Source organism: Streptomyces sp. NPDC056628 (assembly GCF_042792555.1).
Taxonomy (GTDB): domain Bacteria; phylum Actinomycetota; class Actinomycetes; order Streptomycetales; family Streptomycetaceae; genus Streptomyces.
On sequence record NZ_JBHTWG010000017.1, the window covers coordinates 80,904 to 97,209 of the forward strand.

At 71.0% G+C, this 16,306-nt stretch carries 19 protein-coding genes; 12 read left to right on the forward strand and 7 right to left on the reverse strand.

Features of this window, described 5'->3' with window-relative positions:
• Positions 1 to 34: 34 nt before the first annotated feature.
• Positions 35 to 805 (reverse strand): Clp protease N-terminal domain-containing protein, encoded by a 771-nt coding sequence (locus tag ACFRAC_RS21410; RefSeq protein WP_382925838.1) that lies wholly within the window; start codon positions 803 to 805, stop codon positions 35 to 37.
• A gap of 124 nt (positions 806 to 929) precedes the next feature.
• Between ACFRAC_RS21410 and ACFRAC_RS21415 the strand changes: the two genes are divergently transcribed.
• Positions 930 to 2,048 (forward strand): DUF2786 domain-containing protein, encoded by a 1,119-nt coding sequence (locus ACFRAC_RS21415; RefSeq protein WP_382925841.1) that lies wholly within the window; start codon positions 930 to 932, stop codon positions 2,046 to 2,048.
• A gap of 6 nt (positions 2,049 to 2,054) precedes the next feature.
• Here ACFRAC_RS21415 and ACFRAC_RS21420 read toward each other — a convergent pair whose 3' ends face one another.
• Positions 2,055 to 2,585 (reverse strand): DUF4232 domain-containing protein, encoded by a 531-nt coding sequence (locus ACFRAC_RS21420; protein WP_382925842.1) that lies wholly within the window; start codon positions 2,583 to 2,585, stop codon positions 2,055 to 2,057.
• Between the two features lie 47 nt (positions 2,586 to 2,632).
• Positions 2,633 to 3,109 carry a hypothetical protein gene (locus tag ACFRAC_RS21425; RefSeq protein WP_382925845.1) on the reverse strand — a complete coding sequence of 159 codons (477 nt, stop codon included), beginning with the start codon at positions 3,107 to 3,109 and terminating at the stop codon, positions 2,633 to 2,635.
• Positions 3,110 to 3,371: 262 nt separating this feature from the next.
• Here ACFRAC_RS21425 and ACFRAC_RS21430 point away from each other — a divergent pair, with 262 nt between their 5' ends.
• The 4 genes from ACFRAC_RS21430 (at position 3,372) to ACFRAC_RS21445 (ending at position 5,020) form a co-directional block, all read left to right on the forward strand.
• Positions 3,372 to 3,743 (forward strand): VOC family protein, encoded by a 372-nt coding sequence (locus tag ACFRAC_RS21430; RefSeq protein ID WP_382925847.1) that lies wholly within the window; start codon positions 3,372 to 3,374, stop codon positions 3,741 to 3,743.
• A gap of 16 nt (positions 3,744 to 3,759) precedes the next feature.
• A complete protein-coding gene (locus tag ACFRAC_RS21435; protein ID WP_382925849.1) occupies positions 3,760 to 4,113 on the forward strand; it encodes an ArsR/SmtB family transcription factor in 354 nt (117 codons plus the stop codon).
• On the forward strand, positions 4,110 to 4,628 hold the full coding sequence (locus ACFRAC_RS21440; protein WP_382925852.1) for an SRPBCC domain-containing protein: 519 nt from the start codon (positions 4,110 to 4,112) through the stop codon (positions 4,626 to 4,628). The genes ACFRAC_RS21435 and ACFRAC_RS21440 overlap by 4 nt, the downstream gene beginning before the upstream one ends.
• A gap of 113 nt (positions 4,629 to 4,741) precedes the next feature.
• The gene (locus tag ACFRAC_RS21445; protein WP_381865979.1) at positions 4,742 to 5,020 is read left to right on the forward strand and encodes a DUF397 domain-containing protein; all 279 of its coding nucleotides are present in this window, start codon (positions 4,742 to 4,744) and stop codon (positions 5,018 to 5,020) included.
• 96 nt (positions 5,021 to 5,116) lie between these two features.
• Here the strand turns inward: ACFRAC_RS21445 and ACFRAC_RS21450 are convergent, their stop codons facing one another.
• Positions 5,117 to 5,599: an ATP-binding protein gene (locus ACFRAC_RS21450; RefSeq protein ID WP_382925855.1), complete on the reverse strand. Its 483-nt coding sequence runs from the start codon at positions 5,597 to 5,599 to the stop codon at positions 5,117 to 5,119.
• A 353-nt stretch (positions 5,600 to 5,952) separates the two neighbouring features.
• Between ACFRAC_RS21450 and ACFRAC_RS21455 the strand changes: the two genes are divergently transcribed.
• From ACFRAC_RS21455 to ACFRAC_RS21475, 5 genes are all read left to right on the forward strand, one after another.
• On the forward strand, positions 5,953 to 6,777 hold the full coding sequence (locus ACFRAC_RS21455) for a helix-turn-helix domain-containing protein (protein ID WP_382925981.1): 825 nt from the start codon (positions 5,953 to 5,955) through the stop codon (positions 6,775 to 6,777).
• Positions 6,778 to 6,868: 91 nt separating this feature from the next.
• Positions 6,869 to 8,329: an aldehyde dehydrogenase family protein gene (locus ACFRAC_RS21460; RefSeq protein ID WP_382925857.1), complete on the forward strand. Its 1,461-nt coding sequence runs from the start codon at positions 6,869 to 6,871 to the stop codon at positions 8,327 to 8,329.
• A 10-nt stretch (positions 8,330 to 8,339) separates the two neighbouring features.
• Positions 8,340 to 8,981 carry a PadR family transcriptional regulator gene (locus ACFRAC_RS21465; protein WP_382925859.1) on the forward strand — a complete coding sequence of 214 codons (642 nt, stop codon included), beginning with the start codon at positions 8,340 to 8,342 and terminating at the stop codon, positions 8,979 to 8,981.
• Between the two features lie 73 nt (positions 8,982 to 9,054).
• Positions 9,055 to 10,020: an ATP-binding cassette domain-containing protein gene (locus ACFRAC_RS21470; protein ID WP_382925861.1), complete on the forward strand. Its 966-nt coding sequence runs from the start codon at positions 9,055 to 9,057 to the stop codon at positions 10,018 to 10,020.
• Between the two features lie 35 nt (positions 10,021 to 10,055).
• Positions 10,056 to 10,778, forward strand: a complete 723-nt coding sequence (locus tag ACFRAC_RS21475; protein ID WP_382925984.1) for an ABC transporter permease — start codon at positions 10,056 to 10,058, stop codon at positions 10,776 to 10,778.
• A gap of 16 nt (positions 10,779 to 10,794) precedes the next feature.
• Here ACFRAC_RS21475 and ACFRAC_RS21480 read toward each other — a convergent pair whose 3' ends face one another.
• Positions 10,795 to 12,222 (reverse strand): glutamate decarboxylase, encoded by a 1,428-nt coding sequence (locus ACFRAC_RS21480; protein WP_382925864.1) that lies wholly within the window; start codon positions 12,220 to 12,222, stop codon positions 10,795 to 10,797.
• 87 nt (positions 12,223 to 12,309) lie between these two features.
• On the opposite strand from ACFRAC_RS21480, the gene ACFRAC_RS21485 reads away from it, so the two are divergent.
• Complete coding sequence (locus ACFRAC_RS21485; RefSeq protein ID WP_382925867.1) at positions 12,310 to 13,071, forward strand: MerR family transcriptional regulator; 762 nt, start codon at positions 12,310 to 12,312, stop codon at positions 13,069 to 13,071.
• Between the two features lie 18 nt (positions 13,072 to 13,089).
• Here the strand turns inward: ACFRAC_RS21485 and ACFRAC_RS21490 are convergent, their stop codons facing one another.
• Positions 13,090 to 13,458, reverse strand: coding sequence for a YbjQ family protein (locus ACFRAC_RS21490; protein WP_382925986.1), 369 nt, complete (start codon positions 13,456 to 13,458; stop codon positions 13,090 to 13,092).
• Positions 13,459 to 13,594: 136 nt separating this feature from the next.
• Between ACFRAC_RS21490 and ACFRAC_RS21495 the strand changes: the two genes are divergently transcribed.
• Entirely contained in the window at positions 13,595 to 14,557 is a 963-nt protein-coding gene (locus tag ACFRAC_RS21495) for a DedA family protein (RefSeq protein WP_382925870.1), read from the forward strand.
• A 58-nt stretch (positions 14,558 to 14,615) separates the two neighbouring features.
• On the opposite strand, the gene ACFRAC_RS21500 is transcribed toward ACFRAC_RS21495, so the two are convergent.
• Positions 14,616 to 16,247: a threonine/serine exporter ThrE family protein gene (locus ACFRAC_RS21500; RefSeq protein WP_382925872.1), complete on the reverse strand. Its 1,632-nt coding sequence runs from the start codon at positions 16,245 to 16,247 to the stop codon at positions 14,616 to 14,618.
• Between the last annotated feature and the right edge of the window lie 59 nt (positions 16,248 to 16,306).

Below are 16,306 nucleotides of genomic sequence, written 5' to 3' on the forward strand. Positions count from 1 at the left end.
GCCGCGAGTGTGGCACCCGGGTCTGACATCGGCCTCAGCCCTGCGCCGTGCCGTCCTCGCCGGCCGCCTCCCGGGCGGTCTGCTCACCGCTGCGGAGGTACTGCGAGAGGGCTTCGGCGACGAACGCCTCGGCGGCCTCCTTGGTGATGCCGAGGCCGGACAGGACGCCGGAGCCGTGCTCGAACTCCAGCAGGGCCAGCAGGATGTGCTCGGTGCCGATGTAGTTGTGACCGAGACGCAGGGCCTCGCGGAAGGTGAGCTCCAGGACCTTCTTGGCGTCGGAGCCGTAGGGAATGAGCTCGGGGACCTCGTCGGCGGGGGACGGCAGGGCGGCGGTGGCGGCCTGGCGCACGGAGTCCAGGAGGACGCCCCGGTCCAGGATGGCCTTCGCGGCGATGCCGTCCGGCTCGGCCAGCAGGCCGAGGACCAGGTGCTCGGGGCGCCCTTCGGGGTTGCGGGCCGCGACGGCCTCGTTGTGGGCGGCCACCACCACGTTGCGGGCGCGCGGGGTGTAGCGGCCGAAGCCCTGCTGGGGGTCGAGGTCGTTGCCCTCCTTGGGCACGAACCGCTTCTGGGCGGCCTGCCGGGTGACGCCCATGCTCCGGCCGATGTCGGTCCAGGAGGCGCCGGACCGCCGTGCCTGGTCCACGAAGTGGCCGATCAGGTGGTCCGCCACCTCGCCGAGGTGGTCGGCGGCGATCACGGCGTCCTGGAGCTGGTCCAGGGGTTCCTCGTGGACCTTCTTGATGGCCGCGATGAGTTCGTCGAGACGGACGGATGACGTGATGCTCGGGTTCGTCGACATGTGTCAACCGTAGGTTGACAGTGAGGGGGTGTCAACCGGTGGTTGACGGTTCGATTCCGTCGTCCGGTATGGCCCGGTACAGCCCAGGGGCGGAAGGGGTCCTGAACAGACTTACGATCGCCTGGTGAGCACGCCCAGCACCGTCGACCGCGCCTTCGAGGCCGCCCTCTACGACACCGAGCACGCGACACTCGACACGGGCGCCTCGCTGCTCGCCGCCGACCCCTCGTCCGACGCCGAACTGGCCCGGCGCGGCGAGGAGTTCGTGGCGGCGGCCTGGCGGCGCGGCTGGCAGCCCGCCGACGTCGAACGGCTGGTGCGGCGGGACCTGGACGACGTGCACATACGCCTGCTCGCGGCGCTGGTCCGGGCCCAGGCGCCCCGGGACCGGGCGCGCGGACCCCGCTGGCGGGCCCAGCTCGACGCGCTGCCCGGCGAGGACCCGGCCCGCGCCGACCGCTTCTCGCACGCGACCGCCGTCCTGGAGCTGTACCGCCTGCTGTTGCGCCTGCCCGCGCTGGAGCCCCTGGAGGAGACGGCCGCCCCGTCCGGCGGGGCCGCCCGCCCGGAGTCCCGCATGCTCACCCGGGTGCGCGCGCTGCTCGCCAAGGCCGAGGCGACCGGGTTCCCGCAGGAGGCCGAGGCGCTGACCGCCAAGGCGCAGGAGCTGATGGCCCGGCACAGCATCGACGAGGCGCTCGTCGCCTCCCGTGCGCCGGCCGCGTCCGCCGCCGCGCCGGGCGCCTGCCGGGTCGGAGTGGAGCCGCCGTACGAGCAGGCCAAGGCCGTGCTGCTGGACGCGGTGGCGCGGGCCAACCACTGCCGCGCCGTGTGGAACGAGCCGTTCGGCTTCTCCACCGTCGTCGGGTTCGAGGCCGACCTGGAGGTGGTGGAGCTGCTGTACACGTCACTGCTCGTGCAGGCCCAGACCGCGATGACCAGGGCGGAGGCCGCGCAGCGGGCGGGCGGCCGCAAGCGGACCAAGACCTTCCGGCAGTCGTTCCTGGCGGCCTACGCCCATCGGGTGAGCACCCGCCTCACCGCCGCCGCGCGGACGCAGGTGACCGATGACCTGCTGCCGGTCCTGGCGTCCCGCGAGGTGGCGGTCACCGATCGCCTGGACAGCATGTTCCCGCGGACCACGACGACCCGGCTGCGCGGGGTGAGCGACGACGCGGGCTGGACGCAGGGCGCGGAAGCGGCCGACCGGGCCCGCGTGGACCCGCGCCGGCCGCTGACCTGAGCGTCGTCAGTCGGTCGACTGCTGGAAACCGGTCACCGAGGCGTCCGGCGTGTGCCCGTCGCTCTTCAGGGCCACGGCGCCGTACGCCCACTTGAAGCTCCGCGTCTTGGCGGCCCCGGGCAGCCGTACCGTCGCCGTCCGCGCCGCGAGGGAGGTGTCGCCGCCCTCCTCGCCGCGGACGTAGGTGAGCGTGAAGGCGAGCGAGGCACCCTTCGCGAAGGTCGCCTTCCCGGCCGAGGCGGCGTCCGCGGCCGGGACCGCGGCGGTCGTGTCCCCGGCGACCAGCTCCACGCCGGGCAGGCCCTCCACGGTGCACGGGGCGTCCCCGCGGTTGGTGACGGTGACGGGGACGTTGCCGGTGTCCCCGGCGGCGGGCGCGGCGTTGGCGGGCCCGAACCGCACGGCGAGATCGCCGACGCAACCGGAAGCGGCCCGGGTGCCCTGGGTGTTCTTCCCGTTCCCGGCGTCGTCGCAGGACGTCAGGAGGAGCGCCGCGGCGAGGGCGGCGACGGTGGCGGTGACGGTGATGGTGCGCATGGGAGTCCTCGGGGAGTCGCGTCGGTGAGCCGGTCACCGATCGGGCATCACGATCCCAGACCGGCCGTGGGCAGGCCCGTGGGCAGTTTGCCACCCTCCGCCTTGGTGTACGTCTCCACGCCGAGGCCGCCCTTCCAGGTCACCTTCAGCTCGCCCTTGCCGACGGAGTCGACGGTCCCGGCCGCCCGGTCCTTGTTGCCGTCCGTGCACTTCAGGCGGATCGTCCGCTTCCCGCCCTGCTCGGCGGCGGTTCCGCTGCACACGGAGCCGCCGGTCGCGAACAGCCCGGCCTTGTCGCCGGTGACCACCAGCGCCACGGCCTTGCCGTCGGTGGTCGCCAGCCAGCTTCCCTCCAGATCGCCGGCGGGCGCGGCCGAACCGCCTCCGGAACCGTCTCCCGTGGCGTCGGTGCCGGCGTCGGCGCCGGTCGAGGCGCCACTGGGAGCGGAGCCGCCGTCGGAGTCGCCGCCTCCGCTGCACGCGGTGAGCGCGAGCACCCCTGCCAGGGACGCGGCCGCGGCCACGCTCCTGGCCCACCGGCCCGACGTGGTGCGCGTGCGCGAGAAAGTCGCCGAGGTCACTGAGAGCCCCCAAGCTGTAGCGGTCGGCATGGCCGGATCGGCCGGGCGTGGCCGAAACGACCGCAGCAAGTTACCAGGGAGTCGGTTCCCGGTCCCCGAGAAGGACGGGACTTCCGTACGGCGGGGCAGGCAGGCGGAGCGCGGCTGACGCGTAGGAAGTCTCCTACGATTGACGCGTAGGCAATCACCTACCTATTCTCGTGCCATGACCGTCACCCACGCCTCTTTCGTCACGCTCCCCGTCGCCGACCAGGACCGTGCCCTGCGCTTCTACACCGACGTCCTCGGCTTCCGCGTCGTCGCCGATCTCGCCACGCCCCAGGGCCGATGGCTCCAGGTCGCGCCCGACGGCGCGCAGACGGTCTTCACGCTCTCCGGTCCCGGGATGGGCGGCTTCGAGCCGGGCACGACGCGGGGGATCATGTTGGTCACCACCGACGTCGACGCGGACTGCGCACGGCTCGCGGAGGCCGGGGTCGCCGTACAGGGCCCGGGTGATGTGCCCTGGGGCCGCATGGCAGGCTTCCAGGACCCCGACGGCAACGGCCTGATGCTGCTGACGGAGGCCGCTCACTGACCGGAGAGGGACGGGTATGACCACGACCGGGGTCCAGGAGGCGCCGCAGGACCGCGTCTTCGCCGCGCTGGCCAACGGCACCCGCCGCGAGGTGCTGCGACTGCTCCGCGACGGCGGGCCCCAGGCGGTCCAGGACCTGGCCGCGCACTTCGCCATGCGCCGGCCCAGCCTGTCGGAGCATCTGCGGGTGCTCCGCGAGGCCGGACTGGTCTCCGAGCAGCGGTCCGGCCGGCAGCGCATCTACCGGCTGGAGGCGGCCCCGCTCGCCGATGTGCAGGACTGGCTCCATCCGTACGAGCGGTTCTGGCGCGAGCGTCTGAAGGACCTCGGCGATCTGCTCGACCGTATGCCCGACGATGACCCGACATGAGCACAGACCCGGGCCGCAGCCCCGAACCGGCCTCAGAGCCCCCCGAGGACGACCTCACCGTCATCCGGGTGGACCAGTACTTCCCGCACCCGCCCGCCAAGGTCTGGCGCGCCCTGACCGAGCCCGAGCTGCTCGTGCAGTGGCAGATGCAGGGGGCCGAGGCGTTTCGGCTGGAGGTCGGGCACCGATACACGATGACCTCCGTGCCGCGGCCGAACACCGACTTCTCCGGCACGGTCGAGGCGGAGGTCCTCGCCTACGCGCCCGAGCGGATGCTGAGCGTCCGGTGGCGCGACCCCTCTTCCTCCAACTCCGCTGACTGGACGGTTACTTGGAGTTTGGAACAAGAAGGGCGAGGAATGCGTCTTTTTCTAGTGCACGAGGGGTTCGATCCGGACGACCCCGCTCAGCTCATGGCGCGGAAGATCATGAGCGGGGGCTGGCGCACTCATGTGATGCGCTCCCTGGGGCACGCGCTGGAACGCATGGGGGGCCCGCGCACGTCTCAGGAGTAACCACGGGAACACCGCGCGTGCACGTGCATCTGCTCATGCATTTGCACGTGAAACCGGGCTATGATCCGAAAGCAGTTGTCCGGCACACGCACCACTGCATCACCTCATGCCTCATGGCGAAGAGCCACCGCACCATCGGGGAGCGACCTGTGGACCACGACGTGTACAACGGCATGGCGGCCACGGAGCTGGACGGGGTGGCCTGGCAGAAGAGCAGGCACAGCAACTCCCAGGGCTCCTGCGTGGAGTTCGCGCGGCTGCCCGGCGGCGACGTCGCCGTGCGCAACTCGCGCTTCCCCGACGGCCCGGCCCTCGTCTACACCCGTGCCGAGATCGAGGCGATGCTCCTCGGCGTCAAGGACGGCGAGTTCGACCACCTGGTCGTCGGCTGACGCCACCGGCCGTACCGCGGCCCCGGAAGGGCGCGTCCGGCGCCCCGGCCGCGATGACGCGCGTAGAACCGTGGCATCGCGGCACCCGGCATCTCCTCAGTCCGTGCGGCCGGGCTGGAGGCGGAAGAGCGCCCAGACCACCTTGCCGCTCAGGGTGCCCGCCATCGGGTGCCAGCCCCAGCCGTCGCTGAAGGCGTCGACGAGGAACAGCCCCCGGCCGGACTCCGCCGAGAAGTCGTCCGAGTCGCCCGCGACCGGGCTGTCGTGACTGGGGTCGCGCACCGCGCACACCAGCCGCTCGGTCCACCGCATCAGGTGCAGCCGCACCGGCGGGGGCTGCTCGGGGACACGGGGGGCGTTCGACGGCAGGGCGTGCCGCAGGGCGTTGGTCACCAGCTCGGAGACCACGAGGCAGACGTCGTCGAAGCGGTCGCCCAGCTCCCACTGGTCCAGAGTGCGGTGCGTGAAGCCGCGGGCTTCCCGGACGGCCTCGTACCGGGCCGGCAGGGCGCAGGAGGCGGCGTTGGAGACGGCTGCGGGGTCCAGCGGCGGAAGGCCCTGCCGTAACGGCTCGAGCATGGTCGATCCATTCGTCCCCATGCGAGGCACTCCCGGGGTTCGCGGTCGTGGCGATGCAGCGGTTGCGCGGAACCATGGTTTCGGAAGCCAGGAGCAGATGCAAGGGCAGATGCACGTGCACGTGACCGAATTAGACGTTCCCGTACCGCTTGTTGGCCATTTTTTCCGCCAACTTCACCCCCTCTTCTTGTCTTCCGCCGCTGCTTCACGAGTGGAATCCTTGACTTCTTGCCGTCTCTGTAATCGGGCGAGTACTGCTCGAAGTGTTTTAGTGGCAGACTGCGGGCCGGGAAGACGGGTTGGGGAGGCTGGCGAACGTGAGCGCGGGAGAGCCCGGATCGGTGGTGCGACGCATGCTGCTCGGCTCGCAACTGAGGCGACTGCGGGAAGCGCGCGGAATCACCCGTGAGGCGGCTGGATATTCGATCCGCGCGTCCGAGTCGAAGATCAGCCGGATGGAGCTGGGCCGGGTGAGCTTCAAGACGCGTGACGTGGAAGACCTGTTGACGCTGTACGGCATCACGGACGAGCAGGAGCGCGCCTCCCTGCTCTCTCTGGCCCGCGAGGCCAATGTGGCCGGCTGGTGGCACAGCTACTCGGACGTCCTGCCCAGCTGGTTCCCCACCTACGTCGGCCTGGAGGGCGCCGCCAGCTCGATCCGCGCCTACGAGGTGCAGTTCGTGCACGGCCTGCTGCAGACCGAGGCATACGCCCACGCGGTGGTGAAGCGCGGCATGAAGGGCGCGAGCCCGTCCGACGTCGACAAGCGCGTCGCGCTGCGCCTGGAGCGGCAGAAGTACCTCGTCTCGGAGAACGCCCCCGAGGTCCACATCGTCCTCGACGAGGCCGCCCTGCGCCGGCCGTACGGCGACCGCGAGGTGATGCGCGGCCAGCTCCAGCACCTCATCGAGGTCTCCGAGCGGCCCAACGTCCGGCTGCAGATCATGCCGTTCGGCTTCGGCGGGCACTCCGGCGAGTCCGGCGCCTTCACCATCCTCAGCTTCCCCGAGTCCGACCTCTCCGACGTCGTCTACCTGGAGCAGCTCACGAGCGCGCTCTACCTCGACAAGCGCGAGGACGTCGCCCAGTACGAGCTCGCCCTCAAGGAGCTCCAGCAGGACAGTCTGGGGCCGGACGAGAGCCGGGATCTTCTCCGGGGACTCCGCCAACTCCTTTGAAACGCACGTACGATGACGTGTGATCAGACCGTGAGGACGATCACGACGGCGACCGCGCCGATCGGATGTCTGCAAGGGATCGAGGGATCACATGTCGTCCTGTTTCACCGACCTGGCTCAGCAGTACATCGACGGTGAGTGGCGCCCGGGCACAGGCTCCTGGGACATCATCGACTTCAACCCGTACGACGGCGAGAAGCTGGCGTCGATCACGATAGCCACGGTCGACGAGGTGGACGAGGCGTACCGGGCGGCGGCCCGCGCCCAGGAGCGGTGGGCCGCGACCAACCCCTATACCCGCCGCGCGGTCTTCGAGAAGGCGCTGCGCGTGGTCGAGGAGCGCGAGCAGGAGATCGGCGAGGCGATCGTCGCCGAGCTCGGCGGCACCCGGCTGAAGGCCGCGTTCGAACTGCACCTGGCCAAGGAGTTCCTGCGCGAGGCGGTCCATCTGGCGCTGCGGCCCGAGGGCCGGATCATCCCGTCGCCGGTGGACGGCAAGGAGAACCGCGTCTACCGGGTGCCGGTCGGTGTCGTCGGTGTCATCAGCCCCTTCAACTTTCCCCTGCTGCTCTCCCTGAAGTCGGTCGCCCCGGCCCTCGCGCTCGGCAACGCCGTGGTGCTCAAGCCGCACCAGAACACCCCGATCGTCGGTGGCGCGCTGGTCGCGAAGATCTTCGAGGAGGCGGGTCTGCCGGCCGGTCTGCTCAACGTCGTCATCACCGACATCGCCGAGATAGGCGACGCGTTCATCGAGCACCCGGTCCCCAAGGTCATCTCCTTCACCGGCTCGGACAAGGTCGGCCGGCACGTCGCCACCGTCTGCGCCTCGCACTTCAAGCGCTCCGTGCTCGAACTCGGCGGCAACAGCGCGCTGGTGGTCCTGGACGACGCCGACCTCGACTACGCCGTCGACGCGGCCGTCTTCAGCCGGTTCGTCCACCAGGGTCAGGTCTGCATGGCGGCGAACCGCGTCCTCGTGGACCGTACGGTCGCCGACGCGTTCACCGAGAAGTTCGTCGCCAAGGTGAAGTCGCTCAAGGTGGGCGACCCGCGCGACCCCGAGACCGTCATCGGTCCGGTCATCAACTCCTCGCAGGCCGAGGCGCTCACCGGCACGGTCGCCCAGGCCCTCGCCGAGGGCGCGACGGCCCTGGTGCACGGCACGGCCACGGACAACCTGGTCGAGCCGTCCGTCCTGACCGACCTCCCGGCGGACTCCGCGCTGCTGCGGCAGGAGGTCTTCGGCCCGGTCGTCTTCCTCGTGCCGTTCGACGGCGAGGACGAGGCCGTACGGCTGGTCAACGACACCCCGTACGGCCTGAGCGGCGCCGTGCACACGGCCGACGTCGAGCGCGGGGTCGCCTTCGCCAAGCGGATCGACTCCGGCATGTTCCACGTGAACGACGGCACCGTCCACGACGAGCCGATCGTCCCCTTCGGCGGCGAGAAGCACTCCGGTCTCGGCCGGCTGAACGGCGAGACGATGCTGGACGCCTTCACCACCATGAAGTGGATCTCCGTGCAGCACGGCCGCAGCGGATTCCCGTTCTAACCTGGACGGCATGTCAGCCATCCGTCTCCTCGTGCTGGGCGCGGTCCGTATGCACGGCCGCGCCCACGGCTACCAGGTGCGCAACGACCTGGAGTACTGGGGCGCGCACGAGTGGTCCAACGCCAAACCGGGCTCGATCTACCACGCGCTCAAGCAGATGGCGAAGCAGGGACTGCTGCACGCGCACGAGATCGCCCCGTCCACGGCGGGCGGTCCGCCGCGCACCGAGTACGAGGTGACCGGCGAGGGCACCGAGGAGTACTTCCGGCTGCTGCGCGAGGCGCTGGTCACCTACGACCAGCGCGGGGACATGAAGACGGCCGCCGTGGGCTTCCTGGTCGACCTGCCGCGCGCGGAGGCGGTGGAACTGCTGCGCGAGCGCGTCCGGCGGATCGAGGAGTGGCGGGCGGCGGTCCTGAAGCACTACGTGCCCGAGGAAGGCCCCGAACAGCTCGGTCACATCGGCGAGATCATGAACATGTGGGTCCATACCGCCGACTCCGAGGGCGAGTGGACCCGCGGCCTCATCGACCGTGTCGAGGGCGGCGCCTACACCTTCGCGGACGAGGGCGAGCCGTTCGTCGGCATCTTGGCCGAGGGTGAGGAGAACCCGTACGCCACAGGGGAGCCGCACCCCGGGGACAGTCACTAATCAAGTTTGACCAACCCTCCCGCGGTCAGTAGTTTCGCGGGGTAGTCAAGTTTGACTAGCGAGGGAGTTCCCTGTGACCGAAGCGGCGATCACCGTCGAAGAGGTACGCAAGAGGTACGGCGGCACCACCGGCAGGAACGCACTGGACGGGCTCGATCTCACGGTCGCCCACGGCACCGTCCACGCCGTGCTCGGCCCCAACGGGGCCGGCAAGACCACCCTGGTCCGCATCCTGTCCACCCTGCTGCGGCCGGACGCCGGCCGCGTCGAGGTGGCCGGTCACGACGTCGTGCGCCAGGCCTACCAGGTACGCCGGCGCATCGGCCTGCTCGGCCAGCACGCCGCCGTGGACGAGGAGCTGGGCGGCCACCAGAACCTGGAGATGTTCGGCCGGCTCCACCACCTCGGCGCCCGCCGGGCGCGGCTGCGCGCCGACGCGCTGCTGGAGCGCTTCGGTCTCGCCGACACCGGCCGCAAACCCGTCCGGCGCTACAGCGGCGGGATGCGGCGCCGTCTCGACCTGGCCGCGTCCCTGATCACCGAACCGGACGTGCTCTTCCTGGACGAGCCCACCACCGGGCTCGACCCCCGCGGCCGCGCCGAGGTCTGGTCCGCGGTCCGCTCCCTGGTCGGCGGCGGTACCACGGTCCTGCTCACCACCCAGTACCTGGAGGAGGCCGACCAGTTGGCCGACCGCATCTCGGTCGTCGACGGCGGCCGGGTCGTCGCCGACGGCACGGCCGACCGGCTCAAGGCGCTCACCGGCGGCGACCGCATCGACGTCGTCCTGCGCGACGCCGGAGCCCTCGGCGCCGCGGTCGCCCTGCTGCCCGTACCGAAGGACGAGGTGAGCGTCGACCCCGACCGGCGGCTGCTCAGCGCCCCGGTCACCGACCGGATGGCCGCTCTCGCCGGGGTCGTACGGGCCCTGGAGGAGGCCGGGATCGAGGCCGAGGACATCGTGCTGCGCAGGCCCACGCTCGACGAGGTGTTCCTGCACCTCACCGGCGGCCCCGAGCGAGTGAAGGAGACCGTGTGACCACCCCCGCCCACGCCCTGACCGACTCCTGGACCATGACCCGCAGGGAACTCGCCCACTGGGCGCGCCAGCCCGTGCCGGTCGCGGTCGGCCTGCTGTTCCCCGTGATGCTGCTGCTGATGTTCGGCTACCTCGTCGGCGGCGGCCGGGGCGTCGGCGGCGCCTACCTCGACTACCTCATGCCGGGGATGCTGGCGCTCACCATGGCCTTCGGGCTCGAGGGCACGATGATCGCGGTCACCCGGGACCTCGACAAGGGCGTCATCGACCGCTTCCGGTCCATGCCGATGGCCAACGGGGCGGTGCTGGTGGGCCGTTCGGTCGCCGACATGATCCAGTCGACGCTCGGCGTGCTCGTCCTCACGGCGGTCGGCCTCGCCCTCGGCTGGCGCCCGGCCGGCGGTCCGGCGGGCTTCCTCGGCGCCCTCGGACTGCTGCTGCTGTTCCGGTTCGCCATGCTGTGGATCGGCATCCACCTCGCCCTCGTCGCCGGGAAGCCGGAGATGGTGCAGGCGGTGCAGATCCTCGTCTGGCCGGTGGGCTTCCTGTCCAACGCCATCGCGGCACCCGCGTCCATGCCCGGCTGGCTGGCCACGGTCGTCGAGTGGAATCCGCTGTCCCGGACGGCGACCGCGGTCCGCGACCTGTTCGCCGGCACCGGCACCGACCACGTCCTCGCGGCCGTCCTCTGGTCCCTCGCGCTCCTCGCCGTGTTCTTCCCCCTCGCGGTACGCCGCTTCGCCCGGCTGAGCCGCTGACCCACGCCGAATCAAGCTAGTGGTGGAACCCGGTGGCCGCCCCCTTGTCCTGGGTCAGGGGGTGCGGCTGCCGGCGCAGGTCCACCAGGGAGCGGTGCAGATCGTCCACGAACAGGTCCGCCAGGTCCTCCGAGAAGCCGTTGCGGCACACCACCCGCAGCACGGACAGGTCCTCGCGGTTCGGCGGGAACGTGTACGCCGGCACCAGCCAGCCCGCCTCCCGCAGCCGCCGGGACACGTCGAACACGTCGAAGCGGGTCACGTCCGCCGCCGTCGTGAAGGTGAACACCGGCAGCTCGTCGCCCCGGGTCAGCAGCCGGAAGTCGTCCAGCCTCTCCACGGCGCCGGCGACCCGGCCCGCCACGTCCCGCGCCGCCTGCTGCACCGCCCGGTACCCGTCCCGGCCCAGCCGCAGGAACGAGTAGTACTGCGCCACCACTTGGGCGCCCGGCCGCGAGAAGTTCAGCGCGAACGTCGGCATGTCGCCGCCCAGGTAGTTCACCCGGAACACCAGCTCCTCCGGCAGCGCCTCCTTGTCCCGCCACAGTGCCCAGCCGACGCCCGGGTACACCAGGCCGTACTTGTGCCCCGAGGTGTTGATCGAGGCGACCCTCGGCAACCGGAAGTCCCACACCAGGTCCGTGTCGAGGAAGGACGCCACCATGGCGCCGGACGCTCCGTCCACGTGCACCGGGACGTCCAGGCCCGTCCGCTCCTGGAGGGCGTCCAGCGCGGCGCACAGGTCCGCGATCGGCTCGTAGGACCCGTCGAAGGTGGAGCCGAGGATGCCGACGACCCCGATGGTGTTCTCGTCGCACAGCTCGGCCGCCGCCTGGGGATCGAGGTGGAAGCGCTCGCCCTCCATCGGGACCATCCGGGCCTCCACCTCCCAGAAGTTGCAGAACTTCTCCCAGCACACCTGGACGTTGATGCCCATGACCAGGTTGGGGCGGGCCTCCCGGGACGGGTACCGGTCGGCGTTGCGGATCGCCCAGCGCCGCTTCAGCGCCAGCCCCGCGAGCATGCACGCCTCGCTGGACCCCGTCGTGGAGCAGCCCATGGCCGCCGACGGGTCGGGCGCGTTCCACAGATCCGCGAGCATCGCCACACACCGCCGCTCCAGTTCGGCGGTGCGCGGGTACTCGTCCTTGTCGATCATGTTCTTGTCCCGGCACTCCGCCATCAGCACCCCCGCCTGGGGCTCCATCCAGGTGGTGACGAAGGTGGCGAGATTCAGCCGTGAGTTGCCGTCCAGCATCAGCTCGTCGTGCACCAGTTGGTACGCCGTGGACGGCGACATGGGGGCGTCCGGGAGGCGATGGGTGGGCGGGGCCTCGGTCATGCCGGCGACCGGGTTCGCCTCGCCGTAGAAGGGATTGACGGCCAGCCTGCGCCCGCCGCCGCGTGCGTCCGGTGATTCGCTGTTCCCTCGGTGCAGTGCCATATCTCGACGGTAGGCCCGGGCGTGGGGACTTGCACCTCACGCGGCGTGAGGGCGCACCGTGGAGCACGTACCGGGAAGGGAGCGGAAGTGGGCTACTCCGTGGGACAGGTCGCCGGGTTCGCCGGAGTGACGGTGCGCACCCTGCACCACTACGACGACATCGGCCTGCTCGTGCCCAGCGAGCGCAGCCACGCGGGCCACCGCCGCTACAGCGACGCCGACCTCGACCGGCTGCAGCAGATCCTGTTCTACCGCGAGCTCGGCTTCCCCCTCGACGAGGTCGCCGCCCTGCTCGACGACCCGGACGCGGACCCGCGCGAGCACCTGCGCCGGCAGCACGAGCTGCTGACCGCCCGGATCGAGAAGCTGCAGAAGATGGCGGCGGCAGTGGAACACGCCATGGAGGCACGCACGATGGGAATCAACCTCACGCCCGAGGAGCGCTTCGAGGTCTTCGGCGAGAACGACCCGGAGCAGTACGCCGAAGAGACCCAGCGGCGCTGGGGCGACACCGAGGCGTATGCCGAGTCGCAGCGCCGCGCCGCGACCTACACCAAGGAGGACTGGAAGCGGATCCAGGCGGAGGCGGCCGAGTGGAGCGAGCGCTACATCGCCCTGATGGACGCCGGCGAGCCCGCCACCGGGCAGGCCGCCATGGACCTGGCCGAGGAGCACCGCCGGCACATCGGCGCCTGGTACTACGAGTGCGGCCACCCGATGCACCGGTGCCTCGCCGAGATGTACGTCTCCGACGCACGCTTCACCGCGTTCTACGACACCATGCGGCCCGGCTTCGCCCGGCACCTGCACGACGCCATTCTCGCCAACGCGGACCGGCACTCCGCCTGAGGTCCTGGTGCTGGCCCGCTACTGCTCGCGGGCCAGCACCACCGCGGTCCCGTAGGCGCACACCTCGGTGCCCACGTCGGCCGCCTCCGTCACGTCGAAGCGGAAGGCCAGCACTCCGTTGGCGCCCCGCGCGCGTGCCTGCTCCACGAGACGCTCCATGGCCTGGTGGCGGGTCTCCACCAACGTCTTGGTGAGGCCCTTCAACTCCCCGCCGACCAGCGACTTCAGCCCGGCCCCGATCTGGCTGCCGACGTGCCGGGAGCGTACGGTCAGTCCGAAGACCTCCCCGATGACCTCCGTCACGCGGTGCCCGGGAACGTCGTTCGTGGTCACGACAAGAACGTCGGGGCGCGGCCCCTGCCCGCCGCCGTACTCTTCGATGCCCATGCCCCACAGCTTGGTCGCCGGGGTGGCACAGTGCATCCTGAACGGGTCCATGGAACCTGGGACACCGGTCGCACGTTGATATTTTTGACCCGCTCGTGACCGATGCCCGCCCCTTCCCCCCAGGAGCCACAATCCCGTGACCACGCTTGCGCTCGGCCCCGAGTGGCTCAGCCCGGACTACCTCATCGAGACGTTCAGCCTCCCCGGCATCCTGCTGATCGTCTTCGCGGAGTCCGGCCTCTTCGCGTTCCTGCCCGGGGACTCCCTGCTCTTCACGGCGGGTCTGTTCGTCGCCGAGGGCAACTACATCAGCCAGCCCCTGTGGCTGGTCTGCACGCTCATCGTGCTGGCCGCCGTCATCGGCGACCAGGTCGGCTACATGATCGGCAAGTTCTTCGGCCCGAGGCTCTTCAGCCGCCCCAACTCCAAGCTCTTCAAACAGGAGAACCTGGACAAGGCGCACGAGTTCATGGAGAAGTACGGCCCCAAGGCCATCGTGCTGGCGCGCTTCGTGCCGATCGTGCGGACCTTCGCCCCCATCGTGGCGGGCGCCGGCCGGATGAAGTACCGCACCTTCCTCACGTACAACGTCATCGGCGGCGTCGCCTGGGGCACCGGTGTCACCCTCGCGGGCTACTGGCTCGGCCAGATCCCGTTCATCAAGAGCAACGTCGAGGCGATCCTGGTCCTGATCGTCCTCGTCTCCGTGGTCCCGATCCTCATCGAGTACCTGCGCGAGCGCGGCAAGAAGAAGCGCGCCGCAGCCCAGGCCCCGGCGGCCCAGGACGGGCAGTACGACCAGCAGTACCAGCCGATGGACGACGCGACGACGCAGCTGCGCCGCATCCCGTCCCACGACCAGCCCCAGCAGCCGTACGGCGGCCAGGGCGGTCACCGGCCGTACGGCTACGGGCAGCAGCAGGACCAGGGCGGACAGCAGGACCACGGCCGGCAGCAGAGCTACGACGACCAGGGCTACGACCAGCGGTATCACGGCCAGCAGCACCCGCAGCAGCAGCCCCAGCAGCCGTACGCCCAGCAGCACCCGCAGGGCTACGGCCGGCAGAACCAGCAGTACCCGCCGGACCAGGGCTACTGAGGCCGCCGACCGGCCCGCTCGCCACGGACGCCCTCCTCGGAGGGCGTCCGTCGCCGTTTCAGAAGCCGCGCGTCCGCTTGGCGGAGCGGCGCTTCTCCGGCGAGCTGATCCGCAGGAAGAGCCGGGAGATCTCGGACCCGAGGTTCACGCCGATCGCGATGGCCATGGCCAGCGAGGCCGCCGTGGCCAGCGAGACCAGCCCCGCGTCCACCTTGTTCTGCGCGATCGACAGCAGCCCGAAGTACGTGGCCGAACCGGGCAGCAGCGGCCCGATCGCGGCCGTCGTGTACGGCAGCGCGGACGCGAAGCGGTAGCGGGCCATCAGCTGCCCGAACAGACCGACCAGGCCGGCGGCGACCGCCGTCGAGGCGACCGGCGACAGATCGCCCGCGTAGTACATCGCCCCGTACACCACCCAGGCGACACCCCCGTTGAGGGTCACGGCGAGCACAGTGGACCGCTCCTGCTGGAGCAGCACCGCGAAGGTCAGCGACAGCAGCATCGACGCGGCGATCTGCCAGTACGGTCGCTCGGAGACGAGCAGCGCCGCGTCCGGGTTGAGGCTGGCGCCCAGGTTCACCCCGAAGTACAGGACCACCAGCACGCCGACCACGATGCCGACGAAGAAGTACATGACCTCCAGCAGCCGCGCCGCCGCGGTGATGTAGAAGCCGGTCAGCCCGTCCTGCACGCCCGCCACCAGCGCCCGCCCGGGCAGCAGCGCGAACAGCCCACCGGTGATCACCGCGGACGCCTTCACATCGGCGTGCGACAGCGTCAGCGCGACCCCGACCGCGGCCGGCGGCATCGCCGCGAGCGTGAACTGGTAGAACTCCGGCAGCCCTCGCCCCGCGGCCAGCCACGCCAGCCGGTCGCCGAGCATCGCGCCGACGGCCGCCGCGACGAACACCAGCAGCCCGCCGCCGACCAGCACGGACGCCGCGCCCGCGAGCAGCCCGCTGGCCGTCGTCAGGACCCAGGTCGGGTACGGGTGCCGGTTGCGCCGGATCTCCGCGAGCCGCCGGTAGGCCTCCTCCAGGGAGATGTGGCTCTCGGGGTCGCTGAGGTCGTCGACCAGCTGGTACACGGCCGCCAGCCGTGTGTAGTCGGTGCCGCGCCGGCGCACCGTGCGCGACGCCGACACCGGGTCGTCCACCAGCGACGGCTGGTACGAGATCGACAGCAGGGTGAAGGTCACGCTCGGCTCGCAGCGGTCGAGGCCGTAGGACCGGCAGACCGCGAACATCGCGGCCTCCACGTCCTCGGCGCCCTCGCCGCCCGCCAGCAGCAGCTCACCGATACGCAGGGTCAGGTCGAGCACGCGCGGGACGGCCGGACCCTCCTCCTCCGTCTTCGGGGTCCGCTCCGGCGCCGGCCGCTCGGCCACCGGCATCCGCAGCATCGTGCGCATCCGGTCCTGCCAGGGCACGTCCTTGGTGAGGCTGACCTGCGGGATGCCGCCCGGCGGCGTGAACCCGGGGAGGGTGTCCTCGGCGGCGTACCCTCTCGGCCTGCTGAAGGCCGAGCCCTCCCGCTCCTGGGGAGGCAGCTGGGGGGCGTCGAGACCCTTGGGGAGCGCGAACTCCGACGTGGTCTCCGACTCGCTGTCTGCCACCTCCACCCCGGCGGGTGGCGTGAACGCCATCCTCGCCTCGTCCGAATGCGGCTTGCGGTCCTCCGCGTCCGTCACCTACGCAACTCTCCTTGAACGACACCTTCCGCCGTATTCAGTATGCGCACATGCGCACA